Source organism: Streptomyces roseofulvus, from assembly GCF_039534915.1.
Lineage (GTDB): Bacteria > Actinomycetota > Actinomycetes > Streptomycetales > Streptomycetaceae > Streptomyces > Streptomyces roseofulvus.
Genome location: NZ_BAAAWE010000001.1, coordinates 4,420,852 through 4,441,929, shown reverse-complemented (window position 1 = coordinate 4,441,929; position 21,078 = coordinate 4,420,852). Strand labels below are relative to the sequence as shown.

General features: G+C 72.4%; 20 protein-coding genes. 15 read left to right on the top strand and 5 right to left on the bottom strand.

The genetic code is table 11. The features are described from left to right. Positions 1-3 precede the first annotated feature (3 nt). The 3 genes from ABFY03_RS20410 to ABFY03_RS20400 form a co-directional block, all read right to left on the bottom strand. A complete protein-coding gene (locus tag ABFY03_RS20410; protein WP_319008869.1) occupies positions 4-579 on the bottom strand; it encodes a mycothiol transferase in 576 nt (191 codons plus the stop codon). Between the two features lie 53 nt (positions 580-632). Beyond that, complete coding sequence (locus ABFY03_RS20405; protein WP_319008868.1) at positions 633-1,493, bottom strand: phosphatidylinositol-specific phospholipase C; 861 nt, start codon at positions 1,491-1,493, stop codon at positions 633-635. Between the two features lie 140 nt (positions 1,494-1,633). Next, the gene (locus tag ABFY03_RS20400; protein ID WP_346170540.1) at positions 1,634-3,442 is read right to left on the bottom strand and encodes a bifunctional metallophosphatase/5'-nucleotidase; all 1,809 of its coding nucleotides are present in this window, start codon (positions 3,440-3,442) and stop codon (positions 1,634-1,636) included. A 162-nt stretch (positions 3,443-3,604) separates the two neighbouring features. Here ABFY03_RS20400 and mshD point away from each other — a divergent pair, with 162 nt between their 5' ends. The 7 genes from mshD to ABFY03_RS20365 all read left to right on the top strand — a co-directional run bounded on the left by mshD (position 3,605) and on the right by ABFY03_RS20365 (position 10,681). Further along, positions 3,605-4,534 (top strand): mycothiol synthase, encoded by a 930-nt coding sequence (gene mshD / locus ABFY03_RS20395; RefSeq protein ID WP_319008866.1) that lies wholly within the window; start codon positions 3,605-3,607, stop codon positions 4,532-4,534. Between the two features lie 88 nt (positions 4,535-4,622). Continuing rightward, complete coding sequence (locus ABFY03_RS20390) at positions 4,623-5,015, top strand: GntR family transcriptional regulator (RefSeq protein ID WP_319008865.1); 393 nt, start codon at positions 4,623-4,625, stop codon at positions 5,013-5,015. Next, positions 5,012-5,854: an ABC transporter ATP-binding protein gene (locus ABFY03_RS20385; RefSeq protein WP_319008864.1), complete on the top strand. Its 843-nt coding sequence runs from the start codon at positions 5,012-5,014 to the stop codon at positions 5,852-5,854. The genes ABFY03_RS20390 and ABFY03_RS20385 overlap by 4 nt, the downstream gene beginning before the upstream one ends. After that, positions 5,851-6,789 carry an ABC transporter permease gene (locus ABFY03_RS20380; RefSeq protein WP_346170539.1) on the top strand — a complete coding sequence of 313 codons (939 nt, stop codon included), beginning with the start codon at positions 5,851-5,853 and terminating at the stop codon, positions 6,787-6,789. Before ABFY03_RS20385 ends, ABFY03_RS20380 begins: the two co-directional genes overlap by 4 nt. Positions 6,790-7,033: 244 nt before the next feature. Next, positions 7,034-9,277, top strand: a complete 2,244-nt coding sequence (locus tag ABFY03_RS20375; RefSeq protein ID WP_319008862.1) for an RNA degradosome polyphosphate kinase — start codon at positions 7,034-7,036, stop codon at positions 9,275-9,277. Continuing rightward, on the top strand, positions 9,264-10,265 hold the full coding sequence (locus ABFY03_RS20370; RefSeq protein ID WP_319008861.1) for a CHAD domain-containing protein: 1,002 nt from the start codon (positions 9,264-9,266) through the stop codon (positions 10,263-10,265). The genes ABFY03_RS20375 and ABFY03_RS20370 overlap by 14 nt, the downstream gene beginning before the upstream one ends. Beyond that, positions 10,262-10,681: an NUDIX hydrolase gene (locus ABFY03_RS20365; protein WP_346170538.1), complete on the top strand. Its 420-nt coding sequence runs from the start codon at positions 10,262-10,264 to the stop codon at positions 10,679-10,681. Before ABFY03_RS20370 ends, ABFY03_RS20365 begins: the two co-directional genes overlap by 4 nt. A gap of 31 nt (positions 10,682-10,712) precedes the next feature. Here the strand turns inward: ABFY03_RS20365 and ABFY03_RS20360 are convergent, their stop codons facing one another. Beyond that, positions 10,713-11,678: a hypothetical protein gene (locus tag ABFY03_RS20360; protein WP_346170537.1), complete on the bottom strand. Its 966-nt coding sequence runs from the start codon at positions 11,676-11,678 to the stop codon at positions 10,713-10,715. A 90-nt stretch (positions 11,679-11,768) separates the two neighbouring features. Beyond that, positions 11,769-12,197, bottom strand: coding sequence for a hypothetical protein (locus ABFY03_RS20355; RefSeq protein ID WP_346170536.1), 429 nt, complete (start codon positions 12,195-12,197; stop codon positions 11,769-11,771). 236 nt (positions 12,198-12,433) lie between these two features. On the opposite strand from ABFY03_RS20355, the gene ABFY03_RS20350 reads away from it, so the two are divergent. The 8 genes from ABFY03_RS20350 (at position 12,434) to pstB (ending at position 20,837) form a co-directional block, all read left to right on the top strand. Continuing rightward, positions 12,434-12,937, top strand: a complete 504-nt coding sequence (locus ABFY03_RS20350) for a hypothetical protein (RefSeq protein ID WP_346170535.1) — start codon at positions 12,434-12,436, stop codon at positions 12,935-12,937. Positions 12,938-12,941: 4 nt separating this feature from the next. After that, on the top strand, positions 12,942-14,450 hold the full coding sequence (locus ABFY03_RS20345; protein ID WP_346170534.1) for an efflux RND transporter periplasmic adaptor subunit: 1,509 nt from the start codon (positions 12,942-12,944) through the stop codon (positions 14,448-14,450). Beyond that, a complete protein-coding gene (locus ABFY03_RS20340; RefSeq protein ID WP_346170533.1) occupies positions 14,447-15,190 on the top strand; it encodes an ABC transporter ATP-binding protein in 744 nt (247 codons plus the stop codon). Before ABFY03_RS20345 ends, ABFY03_RS20340 begins: the two co-directional genes overlap by 4 nt. Continuing rightward, on the top strand, positions 15,187-16,428 hold the full coding sequence (locus tag ABFY03_RS20335) for an ABC transporter permease (protein ID WP_346170532.1): 1,242 nt from the start codon (positions 15,187-15,189) through the stop codon (positions 16,426-16,428). Before ABFY03_RS20340 ends, ABFY03_RS20335 begins: the two co-directional genes overlap by 4 nt. A gap of 304 nt (positions 16,429-16,732) precedes the next feature. Continuing rightward, positions 16,733-17,872, top strand: coding sequence for a phosphate ABC transporter substrate-binding protein PstS (pstS, locus tag ABFY03_RS20330; protein WP_319008859.1), 1,140 nt, complete (start codon positions 16,733-16,735; stop codon positions 17,870-17,872). 112 nt (positions 17,873-17,984) lie between these two features. Next, positions 17,985-18,968, top strand: coding sequence for a phosphate ABC transporter permease subunit PstC (pstC, locus tag ABFY03_RS20325; RefSeq protein WP_319008858.1), 984 nt, complete (start codon positions 17,985-17,987; stop codon positions 18,966-18,968). After that, entirely contained in the window at positions 18,965-20,038 is a 1,074-nt protein-coding gene (pstA, locus tag ABFY03_RS20320; protein WP_319008857.1) for a phosphate ABC transporter permease PstA, read from the top strand. Before pstC ends, pstA begins: the two co-directional genes overlap by 4 nt. 22 nt (positions 20,039-20,060) lie before the next feature. Further along, on the top strand, positions 20,061-20,837 hold the full coding sequence (gene pstB / locus ABFY03_RS20315; protein ID WP_319008856.1) for a phosphate ABC transporter ATP-binding protein PstB: 777 nt from the start codon (positions 20,061-20,063) through the stop codon (positions 20,835-20,837). Positions 20,838-21,078 lie beyond the last annotated feature (241 nt).

Sequence of the window (21,078 nt, the reverse complement as noted above, 5' to 3'; positions counted from 1 at the left end):
CGACTACTGCCCCACCCGGCCGTCGACGCGCTCGCGGAGGAGGTCGGCGTGGCCGCAGTGGCGGGCGTACTCGGTGATCTGCATGGTGAGGAGCTCGCGCAGCTGCCCGCCGTCGGGGGTCGGGGCGCCGAGGTCGGGGGCGGCGGCGAGGTACGCGTCGGTGGCCGCCGCCTCCTCCTTCCAGCGGCGCCGGGCCTCGGCGACGACGTCCGGGTCGGCGACCGCGCCGGTCCAGTCGGCCTCGCGGTCGTCCGGGGTGCGGTAGATCCGGGGCGAGTCCTCGCCGGCGAGGCGGCGGAAGTGGCGCTCGTCCTCGGCCATGTGCCGGATCAGGCCGAGGAGGGACATGGTGGAGGGCGGCACGGAGCGGCGGGCGAGCTGCGCGGCGTCCAGGCCCTCGCACTTCAGCTCCAGGGTGAGCCGGAAGTGGCGCAGGGCGTCGAGGAGGGCCCCGCGCTCGTCGACCACGGCCGCGCCGCCGTCCTCGCGCGGGTCCTCGCCGGGGTCGGCCCACATGTCGGTGTGGACGGTGGAGGCGGTCCACCGCCGCACGTCCGTGTCGCTGTCGCTGGTCTCCATGCGGGCATCGTCGTACGGGCGGGGGGGACCGCGCCGGCGATTTCGGCCCAGGGTCAGTTGTGCCGCAGCAGCGCCTCCACCAGCCCGGCGCGGGTGGCGGGGAAGTCCAGGGGGACGATGCCGAGGCCGGTGCGGCCGGCCGCCCACGAGCCGTCCAGCCAGGTGTGGACGCGCGGGTTGAGGTTGTCGGAGTTCCAGCGGGGCGGCAGCCCGGCGGAGGTGCTGACGAAGTTCACGTACAGCGGTCCGGGGCGTTCGACCGCGGCCCGGAAGTGGGCCTCGATCTTGGGGTACTTGGCGTCGGGGAGCGCGTTCCAGTCGTCCTGGACGGCGAAGTACCGGGAGTCGGCCCACCGTATCCCGGGCAGTCCGCCGTTGTCGGCGAGCAGGACGACCCGCCCCCGTGCCTCGCCGAGGAGCGGCAGCCCGTCGCCGATCCGGAAGAGGGGGCGCCAGCCGCGCCGGTCGAGGTAGTCGTCGAAGACGGCCCGGAAGGTGGCGTCGGACTCCGTCGAGTACTCCTGCTTGACCCGCATGAGCACGGTCTCGGAGGGGTGCGCGGCGAGGAAGTCCCGGCACGCGACGAGCACGTCGCCGAACATCATGTTCTGGTAGGCGGCACCGTGGTGGATGGCGAAGGAGCCGCCGGTGACGCGGCACCGCACGTCGAGGAAGCGCACCCCGCTGTCGAGCTGCTGGGCGATGGTGGTGTCCTGGCACTGCGCCCACCACCCGCCGAAGCGCGCCCCCGAGTCGTGCGTGCCGGGGATGGTGAGCCGCGCGAGCGCGGTCCCGTCCCCGTGCGCCGCCATCCACGCGCGCGTGTCCACGGCCGCGGCCCGCGCCGGGGGCGCCCCGGCCAGCAGGACGGCTCCGGCCCCGAGGGCCCCGGTGAGAAAGCGTCGTCGCTCCATGGGACCGGATGATGACAGGTCCGCGTCAAGCCGCGCCAGGGTGCGGAAGCAGGTGGCGCCAGGACGCGGAAGAGGGGGCCGCCCTCCGCCGGTCGGGCGGAGCACGGCCCCCTCTTCGAGGAGTCGGCGAGTGCCGAGGACTACTTGACGATCGTGATGCGGCCGGTCGCCGGGGCCCGCAGCGGCTCGGCGGCCGAGGAGTTGGCCGTCAGGTAGGCGATGAAGACGTCCAGGTCCGAGGCGCCGACCAGCTTGTTCGTACCGGTGGCCAGGACCGGGAAGCCGTCGCCGCCGCCCGTGAGGAACTCGTTCATCGCGACCCGGTAGCTCTTCGCCGGGTCGATCGGCTCACCGTTCAGCCGCACCGAGTCGACCACGATCCGGTCCGCGCCCGTCTTGGTCATGTCCAGGGTGTAGGTGAAGCCCTTCGACACCTGGAGGATCTTCGGGGAGGCCAGGTTGGCGCCGCTGACCTGCTGCTGGAGCGCGGTGACGAGCTGGGCACCGGTCAGGTCGACCACGGTCATCATGTTGGTGAACGGCTGGACGGTGTACGCCTCGCCGTAGGTCACCACGCCGTCCCCCAGGGTCAGCGGCGCACGGACGCCGCCCGGGTTCATCAGCGCGAGCTGCGCACCGCCCTTGTCGGCCGGGGACAGGCCCGCCAGCTGCGCGTCGGCGATGAGGTTGCCCAGCGGCTTCTCGTAGACGTCGGTGGGGTTCTCGATGCTCTCGCCGATGTGGCCGACGGGACGGTTCGCGATCGGCTCGGCCAGCGCCTTCCAGCGCTTGATCAGGTCGCCGATCGCCCCGTGCGGCTCCACGTCCCGGGTGACGACGTGGTTGGCGGAGGCGACGGCGGTGCGGACGATGTCCTTCGAGCGCCGGTCGTAGGTGAGCGTCGTGTCGGTGTACAGCCGGCCGAAGGAGGCCGCCGAGGTCACCGTGCGCGGCTTGCCCGCCGGGTCCGGGATGGTGCACGCGTACGCCTGGTGCGTGTGACCGGTGACCAGGGCGTCGACCTGCGGGGTGACGTTCTTGGCGATGTCGACGATCGGACCGGAGATGCCGGCGCCGGCGCCCGGGGTGTCGCAGTCGTAGTTGTACGCGCCCGAGGCGGGCATGCCGCCCTCGTGGAGCAGGGCGACGATCGACTTCACGCCCTTGCGCTCCAGCACCTTGGCGTACTTGTTGATCGTCTCGACCTCGTCGCCGAACTTCAGGCCCTTGATGCCCTCGGCCGAGACGATGTTCGCCGTGCCCTCGAGCGTGACGCCGATGAAGCCGATCCGGACGCCGTCCTTCTCCCAGATGAAGTACGGGTCGAGCAGCGGCTTGCCGCTCTTCTCGTCCGTCACGTTGGCCGCGAGGTAGGGGAAGTTCGCCCCCTCGAAGGTCTTGCCCTCCTCGAAACACCCCTCGGTCGGGTGGCAGCCGCCGTTCTGTATGCGGCTCAGCTCGCGCGCGCCCTCGTCGAACTCGTGGTTGCCCACCGAGCTCACGTCGAGCTTCATCTCGTTGAGCGCCTCGATGGTCGGCTCGTCGTGGAAGAGACCCGAGACCAGCGGAGAGGCGCCGATCATGTCGCCGGCGGCGGCCGTGATGGAGTAACGGTGACCCGCGCGGGCCTGCTCCAGGTGCGTGGCCAGGTACTCGGCGCCGCCGACGCCGTTGATGGTCTCGGTCGACCCGTCCTCCTTCACGCGGGTGAGCCGGCCCGAGGACCCGGTCGGCGGCTCCAGGTTGCCGTGCAGGTCGTTGAAGGACAGCAGCTGGACGTCGACCATCCGGCCCCAGCCCTTGCCGTTCGTCCCGCCCGCGGCGGCCTCGGCCGCGTCCTCCGAGGCACCGGCCGGCATCGCGGCGACGAGCGCCCCGACCGTCGCCAGCCCCGCACCGGCGGCCAGAATCCGCCGCTTGGTCTTGCTCTTCCTGCCGTTCACTGCCATCTCTCCCGTGATCCCCTTTACCCCTTGCCCCGATACGCGGCTTTGATCGTTCCCCCGTCCTGCGGACGCAGCCTAGAGTCAACGCGCGTAGCGCAACAGGGGGTAGCTGGTTACAAGACAGTTGCCTCCGGCTGACGGAGTGTTCGCCGTAGGCTCGGAGCCATGACTTCCTCCGACGCGGCGCCCGCCCTCGAACCGGGACGGCAGATCCAGACGTACGACGAGCTCACCCCCGAGCAGGTCCAGGAGGTCATGGACCTGCTCACGGCCGCGGACCGCTCCGACGGCGTGCACGCGGTGTCCGAGCAGGGCCGCCTCTACCTCCGCCACGGCCGCCGCGAGGGAGTGCGCCACTTCCTCCTCACCGTCGGCCCCCGCCTCCACGGCTACGCCCAGCTGGAGGAGACCGACCCGGTCGAGGCGCCCGCCGCCGAGCTCGTCATCCACCCCGACCAGCGCGGCCGCGGTCACGGCCGCGCCCTCGGCACCGCCCTGCTCACCGCCTCCGGCAAGCGGCTGCGGGTCTGGGCGCACGGCGGCAAGCCGTCCGCCCGCCACCTCGCCCAGGTGCTCGGCCTCACCCTCTTCCGCGAACTGCGCCAGCTGCGCCGCCCGCTGGCGCCCCTGGACATCCCGGAGCCGGCGCTCCCCGAGGGCGTCACGATCCGCACCTTCGTCCCCGGCCAGGACGACGCGGCGTGGCTCGCGGTCAACGCCGCCGCCTTCGCCCACCACCCGGAGCAGGGCTCGCTGACCCAGCGCGACCTGGACGACCGGATCGCCGAGCCGTGGTTCGACCCGAAGGGCTTCTTCCTCGCCGAGAGGGACGGCGAGCTGGTCGGCTTCCACTGGACGAAGGTCCACGCCGAGGAGCGCCTCGGCGAGGTGTACGTGGTCGGGATCCTGCCGGAGGCCCAGGGCGGCGGCCTCGGGAAGGCGCTCACGGCGACGGGCCTGCGGCACCTGGCGGCGGAGGGGCTGCCGACGGCGATGCTCTACGTCGACGCCGACAACACGGCGGCGGTGCGGGTCTACGAGGGGCTCGGCTTCCGGACCCACGAGGTGGATCTGATGTACCGCTCGGAGTCCTGACCCTTCCGGGAAAAGGGGGCGGTTGACACCGCCCCCTTTCTTCCACCACCCTTTCACTACTTGATTAGTGAAAGGGTGGTGGAAGGGCGTGGTGGAGTACCGCATCGACCGGCGCAGCGGCGTCGCCACCTACCTCCAGATCGTGCAGCAGACGAAACAGGCCCTCCGCATGGGCCTCCTGGAGCCGGGCGACCGACTGCCCACCGCACGCGAGGTCGTCGAGGCGACGGCCATCAACCCGAACACGGTCCTCAAGGCGTACCGCGAACTCGAACGCGAGGGCCTCGTCGAGGCCCGCCGCGGCCTCGGCACCTTCGTCCGCGCCACGCTCGGGACCACCTCCCCCGCCGACTCCCCCCTCCGGGGCGAGCTCGACGCCTGGGCCCGCCGGGCCCGCGCCGCGGGGCTGGACCGCGAGGACATGGCGGCGCTCTTCACCGCCGTACTGACACAGCACTTCGAGGGGGACGAGGACACGTGACCAGCAACACGGTCCTGGGAGCGGAGCTCCTGGGCAAGAAGTACGGGGGCCGGAGGGGCGGTTGGGCCGTCCGGGAGTGCGACTTCGCCCTCCCCGCCGGCCGCGTCTGCGCGCTCGTCGGCCCCAACGGCGCCGGCAAGTCCACCCTCCTCGCCCTCGCCGCCGGCCTGCTCCACCCCACCGAGGGCACCCTCACGGCCCCCGCCCGCGAGGACCTCGCCTACGTCGCCCAGGGCAAGCCGCTGCACCCCCGGCTCACCGTCGCCGACACGCTCCGGATGGGCCGCGAGCTCAACCCCGGCCGCTGGGACGACGCCGCCGCGCTCCGGGCCGTCGAGGGCGGCGGCTTCTCCTCCGACACCCTCGTCCACCACCTCTCCGGCGGCCAGCGCACCCGCGTCGCCCTCGCGCTCGCCCTCGGCAAGCGCGCGGAACTCCTGCTCCTGGACGAGCCGATGGCCGACCTCGACCCGCTCGCCCGCCACCAGCTCATGGGCCTGCTCATGGCCGACGCCGCCGAACGCGGCACCACGGTCGTCATGTCGTCGCACATCCTCACCGAACTGGAGGGCTCCTGCGACCACCTGCTGCTGCTCTCCGGCGGCCGGATCCGCCTCGACGGCGCCGTCGACGACCTGCTCGCCGCGCACACCCTGCTGCGCGGCCCGGTCGGCGACCTCGCCCCGCACACCGTCGTCGACACCCGCACGACGGGCCGTCAGCTCACCGCGCTGGTCCGCCACGAGGGCCCGGTCGAAGGCCCCTGGGAGACCTCGGAACCGTCCCTGGAGGAACTCCTCCTCGCCCACCTCCGCCACCCCGAAGGAGCCCCCGCATGAGCACCCTCGCCCCCAAGGGCCCCACCTGGGTGGCCCTCCGCCAGTACCGGCGGACGCTGTGGCTGGCGACCGGAGCGGCCGCCCTGGCCCTCGTCGTGATCGGGGCGCTGCGACTCTGGGACGCGCTCACCCCGGACACGCTGCTGGCGGACGGCCGTGCCTTCCCCGCCAACGACTCCGGCTACTCGCTGCTGCGCGGCGCCATGCACTCCTTCTCCGAGGCCGTCCTCGCCGTCCCGTTCGCCGCCGCGCTCTTCGTCGCGGGCCCGCTGGTGGCGCGCGAGTACGAGTCGGGGACGTACCAGGTCTCCCTCACCCAGTCGGTGAGCCCCACGGCCTGGCTGCGCAGCAAGCTGGCCTTCGCCACCGCGACCGGGCTCGGCGCCGTCGTGCTCCTGACCGGCGCGTACGCGCTCGGCTGGGCCCGGGTCGACGACTCGTACGGCTTCCTGCGCCACGACGCCGGGCCGTACCTGGTCCTCGGCACCGTCCTGGCCGCGTACGCCCTCCTCGGCATCGCCGTCGGCGCGCTCGCCGGCCTGCTGATCCGCCGCACGCTGGTGGCCATGTCCGCCGCCGGCCTCGCCACCGGCGTCGTCATGCTCGTCCTGCACGCCGTCCGCTGGGACTTCCTGACGCCGGTCACGATCACCGGGAAGGCGGTGGAGGGCGCCTCGACCGTGATGGTGCCCGACGGCGGACGGATGACGGAGCAGGGCCTGATCATGGCCGACGGGCGACGGGAGCCCGGCTGGTTCTGCGGCGACTCCGACGGCGTCTGCCGCGTCGACGAACCCGTCACCGCCCAGTACGTCGACTACCACCCCGTCTCCCACGTCCTGCCCACCCAGCTCATCGAGACCGGCATCCTCCTCGCCCTCGCCGCCCTCGCGGCCTTCGCCGCCTTCTGGGTGCTCCGCGCCCGCCACCCGTAGCGGCGCCTCACCCGGACGGGTGAAAACGGGGACGGGGCCCGTGACAGGCCCCGCCCCCGATCCCCGGACGACATGTCGTCGTTACCGGCCATTCAGACGCGCTTGCGACGCTCACGCAATGAAGCGATCCGTGATCACGTCCGGCGGGGGGCTCTCCGCCGGAAGACTTCCCAAGGGGAGACTGCCCTCCCCCACGGCCCGCTCCGACGCGCCCGAGGACCCTTTCGCGCGGAAGAATGGGTCCATGAGCCAGCAGCCCGCCGAGGTCCCGGTCCAGACCTCCGCCACCGCGTCCCCGCAGCCGTCCCTGGGTTCCATAGCGGCGCACCGCCCGCATGCCGTGAACGGCGGAGCCGTGAGCGACCTCGAACCCGACCTCGACTCCGAGATCGACGCCTACGAGGCCGACGAGGACGCCTCCGCCGAGCTGCCCCAGGGCCGCTTCCTCGACCGCGAGCGCAGCTGGCTCGCCTTCAACGAGCGGGTCCTCGAACTCGCCGAGGACCCGGCCACCCCGCTCCTCGAACGGGCGAACTTCCTCGCGATCTTCGCCTCGAACCTCGACGAGTTCTTCATGGTCCGCGTCGCCGGCCTCAAGCGCCGCATCGCCACCGGCGTCGCCACCCGCTCCGCCTCCGGCCTCCAGCCCCGCGAGGTGCTCGACCTCATCTGGACCCGCTCGCGCGAGCTGATGGCCCGGCACGCCGCCTGCTACCAGCAGGACGTGTCCCCCGCGCTGGCCGACGAGGGCATCCACCTGATGCGCTGGCCGGACCTCACGGAGAAGGAGCAGGCCCGGCTCTTCACCCTCTTCCGGCAGCAGATCTTCCCCGTCCTCACCCCGCTCGCCGTGGACCCGGCGCACCCCTTCCCCTACATCTCCGGCCTCTCCCTCAACCTGGCCGTGGTCGTGCGGAACCCGGTCAGCGGCCACCGCCACTTCGCCCGGGTCAAGGTGCCGCCGCTGCTCTCCCGCTTCCTGGAGGCGTCCCCGCAGCGGTACGTGCCCCTGGAGGACGTGATCGCGGCGCACCTGGAGGAGCTGTTCCCCGGCATGGAGGTGCTGGCGCACCACATGTTCCGGGTGACGCGGAACGAGGACCTGGAGGTCGAGGAGGACGACGCCGAGAACCTCCTCATGGCCCTGGAGAAGGAGCTCATGCGGCGCCGCTTCGGCCCGCCGGTCCGCCTGGAGGTCGAGGAGTCCATCGACCCGTACGTGCTCGACCTGCTGGTCCGCGAGCTGAAGATCTCCGACGCCGAGGTCTACCCGCTGCCCGGCCCGCTCGACCTGACCGGGCTCTTCGGGATCGCCTCGCAGGACCGGCCCGAGCTCAAGTACCCCAAGTTCGTCGCCGGCACCCACCGGGACCTCGCCGAGGTCGAGTCCGCGTCCGCGCCCGACATCTTCGCGGCGCTGCGCGAGCGGGACGTGCTGCTGCACCACCCGTACGACTCCTTCTCCACCTCCGTGCAGGCGTTCCTGGAGCAGGCGGCGGCCGACCCGGACGTCCTCGCGATCAAGCAGACGCTCTACCGCACCTCCGGCGACTCCCCGATAGTCGACGCCCTCATCGACGCCGCCGAGTCCGGCAAGCAGGTCCTCGTGCTCGTCGAGATCAAGGCCCGCTTCGACGAGCAGGCCAACATCAAGTGGGCGCGGAAGCTGGAGGAGGCCGGCTGCCACGTCGTCTACGGCCTCGTCGGCCTCAAGACGCACTGCAAGCTGTCCCTGGTGGTACGCCAGGAGGGCGAGCTGCTGCGCCGCTACTCGCACGTCGGCACCGGCAACTACCACCCGAAGACCGCCCGGCTCTACGAGGACCTCGGCCTGCTCACCGCCGACCCGCAGGTCGGCGCGGACCTCTCCGACCTCTTCAACCGGCTCTCCGGCTACTCCCGCCGCGAGACCTACCGGCGCCTGCTGACCGCCCCGAAGTCGCTCCGCGACGGACTGGTCTCCCGGATCACCAAGGAGATCGCCCACCACCGGGCGGGCCGGCCCGCGTACGTGAAGATCAAGGTCAACTCGATGGTCGACGAGGCCGTCATCGACGCCTGCTACCGGGCCTCCCAGGCCGGCGTCCCGGTCGACGTCTGGGTCCGCGGCATCTGCGCCGTACGGCCCGGCGTCCCCGGCCTGTCCGACAACATCCGGGTCCGCTCCGTCCTCGGCCGCTTCCTGGAGCACTCCCGGGTCTTCGCCTTCGGCAACGGCGGCGAGCCCGAGGTCTGGCTGGGCAGCGCCGACATGATGCACCGCAACCTGGACCGGCGCATCGAGGCCCTGGTCCGGGTCTCCGACCCCGCCCACCGGGCGGCCCTCACCCGGCTCCTGGAGACCGGGATGTCCGACACCACCTCCTCCTGGCACCTCGGCCCGGACGGGAACTGGACGCGCCACGCGACCGACCCCGAGGGCAAGCCGCTGCGGCACGTGCAGGAGATGCTCATCGACGCGCGGAGGCGCCGGCGTGCACAACCTTGACCCCACGCAGTCCACACCGTCCACGCAGGACGTGACCGCGGGCGAGGTCCTGGCTCCCTACCTGCACGCCCGGGCCGCGGACTTCCTCCGCGGCCTGCGGCAGCACGGCGAGAGCGGCGCGGACACGGCCGGAGCGGAGGAGGCCGCCGGGACCCTGCGGGCGGCCGCCCGCCGCATCAGCGGCAGCCTGCACACCTACCGGGCGCTGCTCGACGCGGCCTGGGCCGACCAGCTCCGCACCGAGCTGGCCTGGCTCTCCGGCACCCTCGCCCAGGAGCAGGCGTGCACCTCCCGGCTGGTGCGGCTGATGGACGCGCTGAACCGGCTGGCCGGCGGCAGCGGGCCGGTGCCGGCCGCCCGCGGCTCGGAGAGCGCCGGGCTCACCATCGGCGCCGCCCGGGCCGGCGCCCTGCTGGAGCGGCAGCTCACCCTGGCCAGGACCCGGGCCCACTCGGCCGCCCTCCAGGCCCTCGGCTCCTCCCGCTTCCACGCGCTCGCCGACGCCGTCGCCCTCCTCGCCTCCGAGGTGCCGCTCGGCCCGGCCGGCGCGGCCCCCGCCCCCGAGGTCCTCGACGCCTCCGCCTCGGTCGCCCGCCGCCGCCTGCTCGACGCGGTCGAGGCCCTGCCGCTGACCCGCGCCGCCCACCCGTACAACGCGGAGGCGCTGGCCCTGGCGGCCGGCGAGAACCAGGACGCGCCCTGGCACCACACCCGGCTGCTGCTCCGGCTCCACCGGTACGCGACCGAGGTGACGGCCGTCGGCCGCGAGCCGGACGCCGTGCTGTACGAGGCGGCCCGGGCCCTCGACCGGCACCGCGACGCCGCCGAGGCCGCGGCGGCCGCCGCCGCCGCGGCCCGTACCCCCCGGATCGCCCCCGCCACCGCGTACGCCCTGGGGGTCCTCCACGCCGACCAGCGCCACGAGGTCGAAGCCGCCCGCTTCGCCTTCCAGAACGCCTGGCGCACCGCCACCGTCCCGGTCCCGTGAGCTCCGCCGCCCCGCCCGTCCTCGCCGCCGGCTGCGTCCTCTGGCGCCCGGCGGCGGGGGACGGCCGGGCCATCGAGATCGCCCTCGTCCACCGGCCGAAATACGACGACTGGTCCCATCCGAAGGGGAAGCGGAAGCGCGGCGAGAGCGCCGAGGCGTGCGCCCTCCGGGAGGTCCTGGAGGAGACCGGCCACCACTGCGAGCTGGGCCCCCGGCTGCCCACCGTCCGGTACGCCGCGGACGGCCGCCCCAAGGAGGTCGCCTACTGGGCGGCCCGCGCCCTCGGCGGAACCTTCGTACCGGGCCCCGAGGTGGACCGGCTGCGCTGGCTGCCCCCGGCAGAGGCCCGCACCCGCCTCACCCAGCCGCGCGACCGCGAGCTGCTCGACGCCCTCCTGTCCGCCCTCGCCCGCTGAGGACCGTACCGAGGCGCGGTTCCGCCGCCGGTCAGCCGGTCAGGCTCGCCGCCAGCCGGAGGCGTTCGTCGAGCTGGTCCTTCGCGAGCTTGAGAGTCTCGGCGTTCCTCTCGACCGCGCGCTGCTCGTAGGCCGACAGGACCGCGTAGTGGACGCCGACCAGGTTGACCCGGTGCTTGCAGGCCACGTCGGCCTTGGCCGCGCTGATCGCCTCGGGGCCCGACCGCGCGTCGGTCAGCCCGAGCTCCTCGGCCGCGTTGTGCGGATCCCGTGCCCGGTAGCCGGATTCCGCCATGCAGTCGGACCAACGCCGGTCGACCGCCCGGACGCGTGAGTCCCCTCGGTACTCGGAATCGGCCTGGTTGCGCAGGTTGAAGACGTACAGCAGGTCGACGGTGCCCGGCTTCGGCGCGTACAGCTGGAGGAAGGACTCGCGCGTGCAGCCGCCGAAGGGGATGCGCTTGTCGTTGACTTCGGTCGCGCTGCCGCCTTGGCGCTCGGCCTCCTGCTGGCTCGCCGGCAGGTCCTCCGGCTTCAGCCCTGGCTCCCCCAGCAGCGCGATCTCCGCGGTCTTGCTCAGCGTCCCCCTTCCGGTGTCCCGCGGCGGCTCGGAGCCCGCGGTCCGCGGGTTGCGGTAGCCGTACTGCGAGGCGGTCTTCAGGTCGGTGACGCCGAAGCGCCGGGAACCGCCGCGTGGCTGCTGCGGAGAACTGTTCTGAGGGGCCTGGTAACTGAAGCCGAATCGGGCCATGCAGCGCGAGGTGAGGATCCCCTGCGCCCGCGCGAGGGTGCGGTTCTGCTCGTCGGTCGCCTCGAAGGCGTCCAGCGGGAATCTCAGCGTCGTCGCCTCGGCGATCGTGGGGATGGCGGACACCGCCGGCTCGGCGTTCGCACCGGCCGGCTGGGCACCGTCGCCCGAGCACCCGCTGAGCAACGCGACGGCCGCCGACGCCGCGACCAGGAACGGGGTGCGGCGGTGTGGGGCTGCGGAAAACATGTGGTCCTCGCAAGCGTGCGCGCAACGCCGCATGGCGGTTGCCGCACCGGAGACCGGTTACGGCAACCGCCACGCGGACGGTCGCGCTGATCAGTGGGCGTCGTACGGGAAGGCCGACGAGATCTGGTTCTTGAAGGTGCGGGAGGCGTCGCCCTTGTATCCGGGCGGCAGGGTGCCCTCCGCGCCGTCACCGTCGGCGTCCGTGTACACCCACCACGTGCCGGTGTCGCGGTTGTAGTACGAGGCCGTGTTGTCGTTGGTGGTCTGGCCGTAGCCGTAGCAGGTGCCGCTCGGCCTCCAGAACGTGTCGTTCGAGAAGTCCCAGTCGGAGACGGCCAGGTCGAAGACGCAGCCCCCCTGACCGGAGTTGTAGTAGAGACCGAACTCGTAGGCCTCCAGGCTTCCGTCCTTGTTGAGGGCGGCCGCGCCGGGCGCCGTGGCCAGTCCGATCCCGGCCACGGCCACGGCGGCGAGCACGCCGCCGACGAGCCGGCGACGCGTCATGGAGCTGCTGTTCATGTCTTCCCCCCATAAAGTCGACACGGTGGCACCCTGCGGAGAGGGCGCACAAACGCCGCTCATTAAAAGGGAGTTGAAGACACACGTCCACCACTTTTATGATCTCCGCACCTGGGTGACGATCGCGAAGGGATCTCGGGGCAGCAGCCCCAGCCGTGGTCGACCACCACAGCTCCCGCGACCGGCGGACGGTCATCCCCCAGCAGATCTCCTCACCAGTCCATGGGGGCCCGTTCATGAATGTCGTCCGCGCGGTGCCGAGCAGTGTCCGTGCCGCCGCTGTCGCCTGCGTCCTCGCCGCCTTCGCCGTGGGGTGTTCCGGCGACAGCACGCCGAGCGCCGCCGGTTCCGCCTCGGGCGGCCCCCAGGACGTCGGCTACTACCGGTGCCTGGAGGATCAGGGCGTCGTGCTCGAGAAGCGGGACGACGCCCAGCTGCGGGTGGACAAGGACGCCGCGGCGAAGGACCCCGAAGGCATGGCGCGCGCCGAAGCCGCCTGCAAGGACCTCCTGCCCCCGCGACGGGACGCCGTGCCGCCCGCGGAGAGGCTGGCGAAGGCCCGCGAGTTCAGCGCGTGCGTACGCGGGAAGGGCTTCGCCGACTACCCCGATCCCGACCCCGAGACGGGCGACGTCCCGCTCCCGCCCGGCATCGAGGGCACGGACATGGAGCGGCTGCGCGTCGCCGAGCGCGCGTGCGCACCCGGCGACGGGACCGACAACGGCCACCTGGGCGGGTGAGCGGGTGAACGAGCCCCGGGAGGGCATCGCCCCGTCGGCCCGGGCCGGCGCCACCGCACGACGTCGGCGCTGGGCGCTGGCCGTCGCCGGCACGGCCCTGGCCCTGACCGTCGGCGGGGTACTGGTCGCCGGCACCGTCAAGTCACCCGCGCAGGCGGCTGCGGACGCGGGCCCGCCCCCGGCCGACGTGCTCACCGCCCCGGTCGAGCACCGGGTGCTCGTCACCTCCGTCATCACCCGCGGACAGGTGACGGCCGAACAGTCGCTGCGGATCAAACCCCAGGTCAACCCGGGTGAGGGTGCGACGAGCCCGGTCGTGACCCGGCTCCCGGTGCGCCAGGGCGAGGCCATACGCAACGGCCAGGTGCTCGTCGAGGTGAGCGGGCGCCCCGTCATCGCCCTGCGGGGCTCGGTGCCCTCGTACCGGGATCTTCGCCCGGGCGCGTCGGGCGACGACGTACGCCAGTTGCAGACCGCGCTCGGGCTGCTCGGCCACCCGACCGGCCCGGACGAGAAGGGCGTCTTCGGCACCGGCACCCAGGCGGCCCTCGCCGCCCTCTACACGGACACCGGCTACACCCCCCTGCCCGCGCAGAACGACGACGGCGCCGCCCTCACGGCCGCCCGAGGAGCCGTGAAGCAGGCCGAGCGCGCCCTGGAGGACGCGCGGGTGGCGGCCGCAGGCCCGACCGGGGACGACGACACCGACGAGAACGCGGGGGAAGACGCGGACAGGAACCGGGGCGAAGGCCCGCACACGGACGGGCCGAAGAGCGCCGCGGACGACGCGGACCGGATCGTACGCAGAGCGGTCGAGGACCTGGCCGCCGCCAAGGAGACCCTCGCCGAGGCGGAGGCCGCCGCGGGCCCCATGCTTCCCGCCGGTGAAGTCGTCTACCTCACCAGCTTTCCCGCCCGGCTCGACGCCGTACGGGGGAAGGTGGGCAGCGAGGCCGCGCAGACCTCGCTCACCGTCTCGGCGGGCCGGCTGCTCGTCCAGGCGTACGTACCCACCTACCAGAAGGGGCTGCTGCGCCCGCGGCAGAAGGTCGAGATCCACTCCGAACTGACCGGCGTGACCGCCTCGGCACGGGTCGTGTCCGTCGCCGACACGCCCACCGAACCGCCACAGGGCGAGTCCGACGGACAGCAGACCGGCCCCGAGGCATCCGGTTACCTGGTGGAGGTGGTGCCGGACCGGCCGCTGGACGAACGGCTCACCGGACAGGACGTACGCCTCACCATCGAGGCGGGGTCCACCGGGACGAAGGCGCTCGTGGTGCCCATCACCGCCCTCAGTTCGGGGATCGACGGGAGGACGGTGGTCACCGTGCTCACCGCCTCCCGCGACCGGCGCCGGGTCGAGGTCCGCCCCGGCGCGACCGGCGACGGATACGTCGCCGTGACCCCCCTCGGCGGTACGCCGCTCCGCGCGGGCGACGAGGTCGTCACCGGGATCGCCCGCGACGCCGCGCCGGAGGACACCACGGGAACGGTCGGCGGCGGACCATGACGCACGGCACCCCGGCGTTCCCGCACGACGACCACACGCCGGTGATCGAGTTCCGGGACGTCGGCCTGACCTACCCCGGGCCCCCGCCGGTCGAGGCGCTGAAGCCGTGCCACCTCACCGTGGCTCCGGGCTCCTTCCTCACGGTGGTGGGACCCTCCGGCTCCGGGAAGTCCAGCTTCCTCAACATCCTGGGTCTGCTGGACAAGCCCTCCAGCGGCACGTACCTGCTCGACGGCATCGACACGGGCGGGCTGAAGGACAGGGAGCTGACCGCCCTGCGCGGACGCCGGCTCGGCTTCGTCTTCCAGGCGTTCCACCTGCTGCCGCACCGCAGCGCCCTGGAGAACGTCGCGCTCGCCCTCGTCTACGGCGGTGTGCCCCGCAAGGAACGCGGCGACCGCGCCCTCGCCGCGCTGGAACGCGTCGGGCTGGGGGACAGGGTCCACTCCGTCCCGACCACGCTCTCCGGCGGCGAACGCCAGCGCGTCGCCATCGCGCGGGCCCTCGTCGCCCGCCCCTCCCTGCTGCTGTGCGACGAACCGACCGGAAACCTCGACTCGGCCAACGCGTCCTCCGTCATGGCCCTGCTCAGGGAGCTGCACGAGGACGGGATGACCATCGTCGTGATCACCCATGACCCGGACGTCGCGGCCCGCGGCAGCCGAGTCCTCACGATCCGCGACGGGGTCCTGGACGAGGTGGCCCCCGCCGTGGCGCGCACGACGGGAGGACGGGCGTGATCCGTCGCGGCACGCCCGTCGTGCCACCCTCGGTGTTCGGGTGGCGGGACCTGCTGTCCGAGGCGTTCGCAGGAATGGTGCAGAGGCCGGCACGCTCGGTGCTCACCGCCCTGGGGACGGTGCTCGGGGTCGGCGCCTTCGTGGCCATCCTGGGCCTGACCGCCACCGCGTCCTCGCAGATCGACACGCGCTTCAACGCCCTGACGGCGACGGAGGTCACCGTCCAGGACGTGGCACGGGAGCAGGACGAGTTCGCCGGCCCCGCCTTCCCAGAGGATGCCGACGCGCGCGTCCAGCGGCTCGCCGGCGTACGGCACGCCGGGGTGTACTGGTCGGTGCGTCTGCCACCGACGACCTCCGTCCGGTCGGCGCCGGTGGGCAGCTCGGGTGGGCCGGCGGACGGGGAGCGCGCCGAGGTGGTCGCGGCGTCCCCCGGGGTGCTGCGGGCGGCCTCGGTCACGGTTGTCGAGGGCCGGCTCTACGACGAGTTCGCGACGGACCGGGCGCAGCCGGTCGCCCTCATCGGGCGCGGTGTCGCCTCCCGGCTGGGGATCTCCACCCTGCAGACGCGCCCGGTGGTGTTCGTCGGGGACCAGCCGTTCACGGTCGCCGGCATCATCGGCGGCACTGAACGCAAGGCTGACCTCCTGCTGTCCGTGGTCGTCCCGCACCGCACGGCCGAGCGGATCTGGGGCCCACCGGTCGAGGGCGCCGCCATGCTGATCGCGACCGACCTGGGCGCGGCCCGCCAGATAGCGGCCGAGGTCCCCACCGCGTTGCGCCCCGACCACCCGGAGTACCTCAAGGCCGTGCCCCCGCCGGACCCACGGGCCCTGCGCGGCAGCGTGAGCGGAGACCTGAGCCAGCTCTTCCTCGTGCTCGCCGCGATCTGCCTCGTGATCGGTGCCGTAGGCATCGCGAACACCACGCTCGTGGCGGTTCTGGAACGCACCGCGGAAATCGGTCTGCGGCGGGCGCTCGGCGCCCGGGGGCGGCACATCACGACGCAGTTCCTCGCCGAATCGGGCGCGCTCGGCGCGCTAGGCGGGCTGGTCGGCACGTCGCTCGGCGTGCTGACGACGGTGACGGTGGCGCTGGTCCGGGACTGGACCCCGGTCGTCCACCCCGCCACGGTCGCGGCCGCGCCGGCGATCGGGCTGCTCACGGGGCTGCTGGCCGGCCTGTACCCGGCCTGGCGGGCGGCGCGCGTCCAGCCGGTGGAGGCGCTGAGGCGCTGAAGCGCCCAGGTGAGCGCGCGCCCCCGGCCCGCAAGCCCGGCGCCGCCCGCTAGGTCGTCCCGCCCCGGCACCCCGTGCCCCCGTCGCCCCCCGGGGCGGCACCGCGCGCCGGGCCGCACCGTGGCTTACGGCACGGTTCACCTCGCGTTCACTCTCCACGGCTGGCGGCTTCACCTGATCTGCCTAATTTCGGCCTTACGGGGTGCACGGAGCCTGACGATGCACCCACCACCCGACACGCGCCGCCTTCGACGCAACGGACACCCGGTCCGGGCCCGGCGGCTTCTGGAAGGAACACCCGAAAGTGAAGCTTTCGCGCAAGAACGGGCTTCGCGCCTCCGCGATCGGTGCCCTCGTCGTCTCCGGTGCGCTCGTCCTGTCGGCGTGTGGCTCGGACAACAACAACGAGCCCACCAAGGGCGGCGGCGAGAAGACGTCGGCCGCCGCTTCGAACATCAAGTGCGACGGCGCCAAGGGCCAGCTGCTCGCCGCGGGCTCCAGCGCGCAGAAGAACGCCATGGACCTCTGGGTCAAGAACTTCCAGGCGGCCTGTGAGGGTGTCGAGGTCAACTACCAGGCCATCGGCTCCGGCGGCGGCATCACCAAGTTCAACCAGGGCCAGGTCGCCTTCGCGGGCTCCGACTCCGCCCTGAAGGACGAGGAGGTCGCCGAGTCGAAGAAGATCTGCAAGGGCGGCACCGGCGTCAACCTGCCCATGGTCGGCGGCCCCATCGCCATCGGCTACAAGCTGGAGGGCGTGGACAACCTCGTCCTGGACGCCCCCACCCTCGCCAAGATCTTCGACAACAAGATCACCAAGTGGAACGACCCGGCGATCGCCAAGCTGAACCCGGGCGCCAAGCTCCCGGACAGCACGATCCAGGCCTTCCACCGCTCGGACGAGTCCGGCACCACCCAGAACCTGGGCAAGTACCTCTCCACCGCCGCCCCGGCCGACTGGAAGCACGACCCGAAGACCAAGTCGTGGCCCGCCCAGGGTGGCCAGGCCGCCAACGGCTCCTCCGGTGTCGCCACCGCGGTCAAGGACGCCGAGGGCTCCATCGGCTACTTCGAGCTCTCCTACGCGACCGCCAACAAGATCTCCACGGTCAGCATCAACACCGGCGCCTCCGCCCCGGTCGCCGCGACCACCGAGAACGCCTCCAAGGCCATCGCCGCCGCCAAGGTCAAGGGCACCGGCAGCGACGTGGCCCTCTCCCTCGACTACGCCACCAAGGCCGAGGGCGCCTACCCGCTGGTCCTCGTCACCTACGAGATCGCCTGCGACAAGGGCAACAAGGCGGAGACCCTGCCGACCCTGAAGGCGTTCCTCAACTACGCCATCAGCGAGGAGGGCCAGAAGGTCCTCGCCGACGCCGACTACGCCCCCATGCCGGCCGAGATCGCGGCCAAGGTCCGCGCGATCGTCCCGACCCTGTCCTGACCCCCGGCCGGGGGCGGCCCCTCACCTCCCGTGGAGGAGGTCGCCCCCGGCATCCGGTGCACCGCCGCCAGGAGCCCGTACGGACGTACGGCTCCGCAGACCGGAGAAACCGATGGTTACCACGACACCACCCGTCACAGAGAAGAACAGGAGCAGGCGCGCCAGGAGCGCGGCCCGCCCCGGGGACCGCATCTTCAGCGGCCTCTCCAAGGGTTCCGGCATCACCCTGCTCGTCATCATGGCCGCGATCGCGGTCTTCCTGACCTACCGGGCCGTCCTCGCCATCTCGAAGGACGAGGCCAACTTCTTCACCACCTTCGAGTGGAACCCGGCCGGCAGCCCGCCGGTCTTCGGCATCGCCGTCCTGGCCTACGGCACGATCGTCTCCTCGGTCATCGCCATGGTCATCGCCGTGCCGGTCGCGATCGGCATCGCGCTCTTCATCTCGCACTACGCGCCGCGCAAGCTGGCCAAGCCGCTCGCCTACGTCGTCGACCTGCTCGCCGCCGTCCCCAGCATCATCTACGGCCTCTGGGGCGCGATCTTCCTCGTCCCGTACCTGGACGGCCTCAACCAGTGGCTCGACCAGTACCTGGGCTGGACGTACATCTTCGACAAGTCCGCCGACGGCGTCGCCCGCAACCTCTTCACCGTGGGCATCCTGCTGGCGATCATGATCCTCCCGATCATCACCAACGTGACCCGCGAGGTCTTCCTCCAGGCCCCGAAGATGCACGAGGAGGCCGCGCTCGCCCTCGGCGCCACGCGCTGGGAGGTCATCCGGATGGCGGTGCTGCCCTTCGGCCGCTCCGGCATCATCTCCGCCTCCATGCTGGGCCTCGGCCGCGCGCTCGGCGAGACCATGGCCGTCGCCGTGGTCCTCTCGCCCAGCTTCCTGCTCTCGGGCCACCTGCTCGACCCGGGCGGCGGCACCTTCGCCCAGAACATCGCCGCGAAGTTCAACGAGGCCAACGAGTTCGGCCGGGACGCCCTGATCGCCTCCGGTCTCGTCCTCTTCGTCATCACCCTGCTGGTCAACGGCGCCGCGCGCATGATCATCGCCCGCCGCAAGGAGTACTCGGGGGCCAACGCATGAGCCACGCCGTCCAGGAACGCCCCGTCGCGTTCACCAAGCCCCGCGGCCCCCTCTCCCACGCCCGCCTCCCGCGCTGGACCCCGCTCGCCGTCGCGGCCGGCTCCGTCGCCGCCGGCGTCGGCATCGGCCTCGCCGCCGGCTGGCACAGCAAGGTGCAGTGGGGCCTGGTCTCCGCGCTCCTCTTCGTCCTGATCACCTACGCCGTCACCACCAAGGTGGAAGGCGCCCGTCAGGCCAAGGACCGCGTCGCCACCAGCCTCGTCTGGGTCTGCTTCGTCCTCGCCGTGATCCCGCTGCTCTCGCTGGCCTGGGTCACGATCAGCAAGGGCGTGGAAGTGCTCGACATGTACTTCCTCACCCACTCCATGAACGGCGTCCTCGACGCCGAGGCCGGCGGCGGCGTCTACCACGCCCTCCTCGGCACCCTGGAGCAGGTCGGCATCGCCACCCTGATCGCCGCGCCGATCGGACTGCTCACCGCGGTCTACCTGGTCGAGTACGGCACCGGGAAGCTCGCCAAGGCCGTCACCTTCTTCGTCGACGTCATGACGGGCATCCCGTCGATCGTCGCCGGCCTCTTCATCCTCTCCACCTGGACCCTGATGCTGGGCTTCGGCCCCTCCGGGTTCGCCGGTGCGATGGCCCTCGCCATCCTGATGATGCCGGTCGTCGTCCGCTCCACCGAGGAGATGCTCAAGCTCGTCCCGAACGAGCTCCGCGAGGCCAGCCTCGCCCTCGGTGTCCCGAAGTGGCGCACGATCCTGAAGGTGGTCCTCCCGACCGCGATCGGCGGCATCACCACGGGCGTCATGCTCGCGGTCGCCCGCATCACCGGTGAGACGGCCCCCGTCCTGCTCCTCGTGTTCGGTACGAAGCTCATCAACCCGAACCCCTTCGAAGGCGCCCAGTCCTCGCTGCCGCTCTACGTGTACGAGCAGTACGCGGTCGGCACCGACGCCGCCGTGGCCCGCGCCTGGGCCGCCGCGCTCGTCCTGATCGCCTTCGTCATGATCCTCAACCTGGTGGCCCGCGGCATCGCCCGCTGGAAGGCCCCGAAGACCGGCCGCTGAGCCGAACGGAAGTGAACTAGTTATGGCCAAGCGAATCGACGTCAGCGGCCTCTCCGCCTACTACGGCGCCCACAAGGCGATCGACGACATCTCCATGACCGTCGAGCCCCGCTCCGTGACGGCCTTCATCGGCCCCTCCGGCTGCGGCAAGTCCACCTTCCTGCGCACCCTGAACCGCATGCACGAGGTCACCCCCGGCGGCCGCGTCGAGGGCAAGGTGATGCTGGACGACGAGAACCTGTACGGCTCCGGCGTCGACCCGGTCGCGGTCCGCCGCACCGTCGGCATGGTGTTCCAGCGCCCCAACCCCTTCCCCACCATGTCGATCTTCGACAACGTGGCGGCGGGCCTGCGGCTGAACGGCTCCTACAAGAAGTCCGAGCTGTCCGACATCGTGGAGCGCTCCCTCAAGGGCGCGAACCTGTGGAACGAGGTCAAGGACCGCCTCAACAAGCCGGGCTCCGGCCTCTCCGGCGGCCAGCAGCAGCGCCTGTGCATCGCCCGCGCCATCGCGGTCGAGCCGGACGTCCTGCTGATGGACGAGCCCTGCTCGGCCCTCGACCCGATCTCGACCCTCGCGATCGAGGACCTGATCGGCGAGCTGAAGGAGCGCTTCACGATCGTCATCGTGACGCACAACATGCAGCAGGCCGCCCGCGTCTCGGACCGCACCGCCTTCTTCAACCTGGCGGCCGTCGGCCAGCCCGGCAAGCTCATCGAGCTGGACGACACCGAGCGCATCTTCTCCAACCCGAGCGTCCAGGCGACCGAGGACTACATCTCCGGCCGCTTCGGATAACCAGGACGTCCCGCCCGTGTGCACAGGCCGCCGGGGGCGACCACATCGCCCCCGGCCCACCTCGCGCACGGCGCCGGGCAACCGCGTCTGCGGTGCTGCATGGCGGTGCCACCGCTAGACGAAAGGGCCCGGCTCCCCCCAGGGGAGCCGGGCCCGACCATTTCCGGCCACGTCCGTCAGCCGAAGAACAGCTGCATCACGGAGAAGCTCAGCGCCGCGACGATCGCCGCCGCCGGCACGG

Excerpts from the sequence above, each read along its gene's own strand:
- ABFY03_RS20410 (WP_319008869.1), bottom strand. The coding sequence starts at position 579 with ATGGAGACCAGCGACAGCGACACGGACGTGCGGCGGTGGACCGCCTCC.
- ABFY03_RS20405 (WP_319008868.1), bottom strand. The coding sequence starts at position 1,493 with ATGGAGCGACGACGCTTTCTCACCGGGGCCCTCGGGGCCGGAGCCGTC.
- ABFY03_RS20400 (WP_346170540.1), bottom strand. The coding sequence starts at position 3,442 with ATGGCAGTGAACGGCAGGAAGAGCAAGACCAAGCGGCGGATTCTGGCC.
- mshD (WP_319008866.1), top strand. The coding sequence starts at position 3,605 with ATGACTTCCTCCGACGCGGCGCCCGCCCTCGAACCGGGACGGCAGATC.
- ABFY03_RS20380 (WP_346170539.1), top strand. The coding sequence starts at position 5,851 with ATGAGCACCCTCGCCCCCAAGGGCCCCACCTGGGTGGCCCTCCGCCAG.
- ABFY03_RS20375 (WP_319008862.1), top strand. The coding sequence starts at position 7,034 with ATGAGCCAGCAGCCCGCCGAGGTCCCGGTCCAGACCTCCGCCACCGCG.
- ABFY03_RS20360 (WP_346170537.1), bottom strand. The coding sequence starts at position 11,678 with ATGTTTTCCGCAGCCCCACACCGCCGCACCCCGTTCCTGGTCGCGGCG.
- ABFY03_RS20355 (WP_346170536.1), bottom strand. The coding sequence starts at position 12,197 with ATGAACAGCAGCTCCATGACGCGTCGCCGGCTCGTCGGCGGCGTGCTC.
- ABFY03_RS20350 (WP_346170535.1), top strand. The coding sequence starts at position 12,434 with ATGAATGTCGTCCGCGCGGTGCCGAGCAGTGTCCGTGCCGCCGCTGTC.
- ABFY03_RS20340 (WP_346170533.1), top strand. The coding sequence starts at position 14,447 with ATGACGCACGGCACCCCGGCGTTCCCGCACGACGACCACACGCCGGTG.
- pstC (WP_319008858.1), top strand. The coding sequence starts at position 17,985 with ATGGTTACCACGACACCACCCGTCACAGAGAAGAACAGGAGCAGGCGC.
- pstA (WP_319008857.1), top strand. The coding sequence starts at position 18,965 with ATGAGCCACGCCGTCCAGGAACGCCCCGTCGCGTTCACCAAGCCCCGC.
- pstB (WP_319008856.1), top strand. The coding sequence starts at position 20,061 with ATGGCCAAGCGAATCGACGTCAGCGGCCTCTCCGCCTACTACGGCGCC.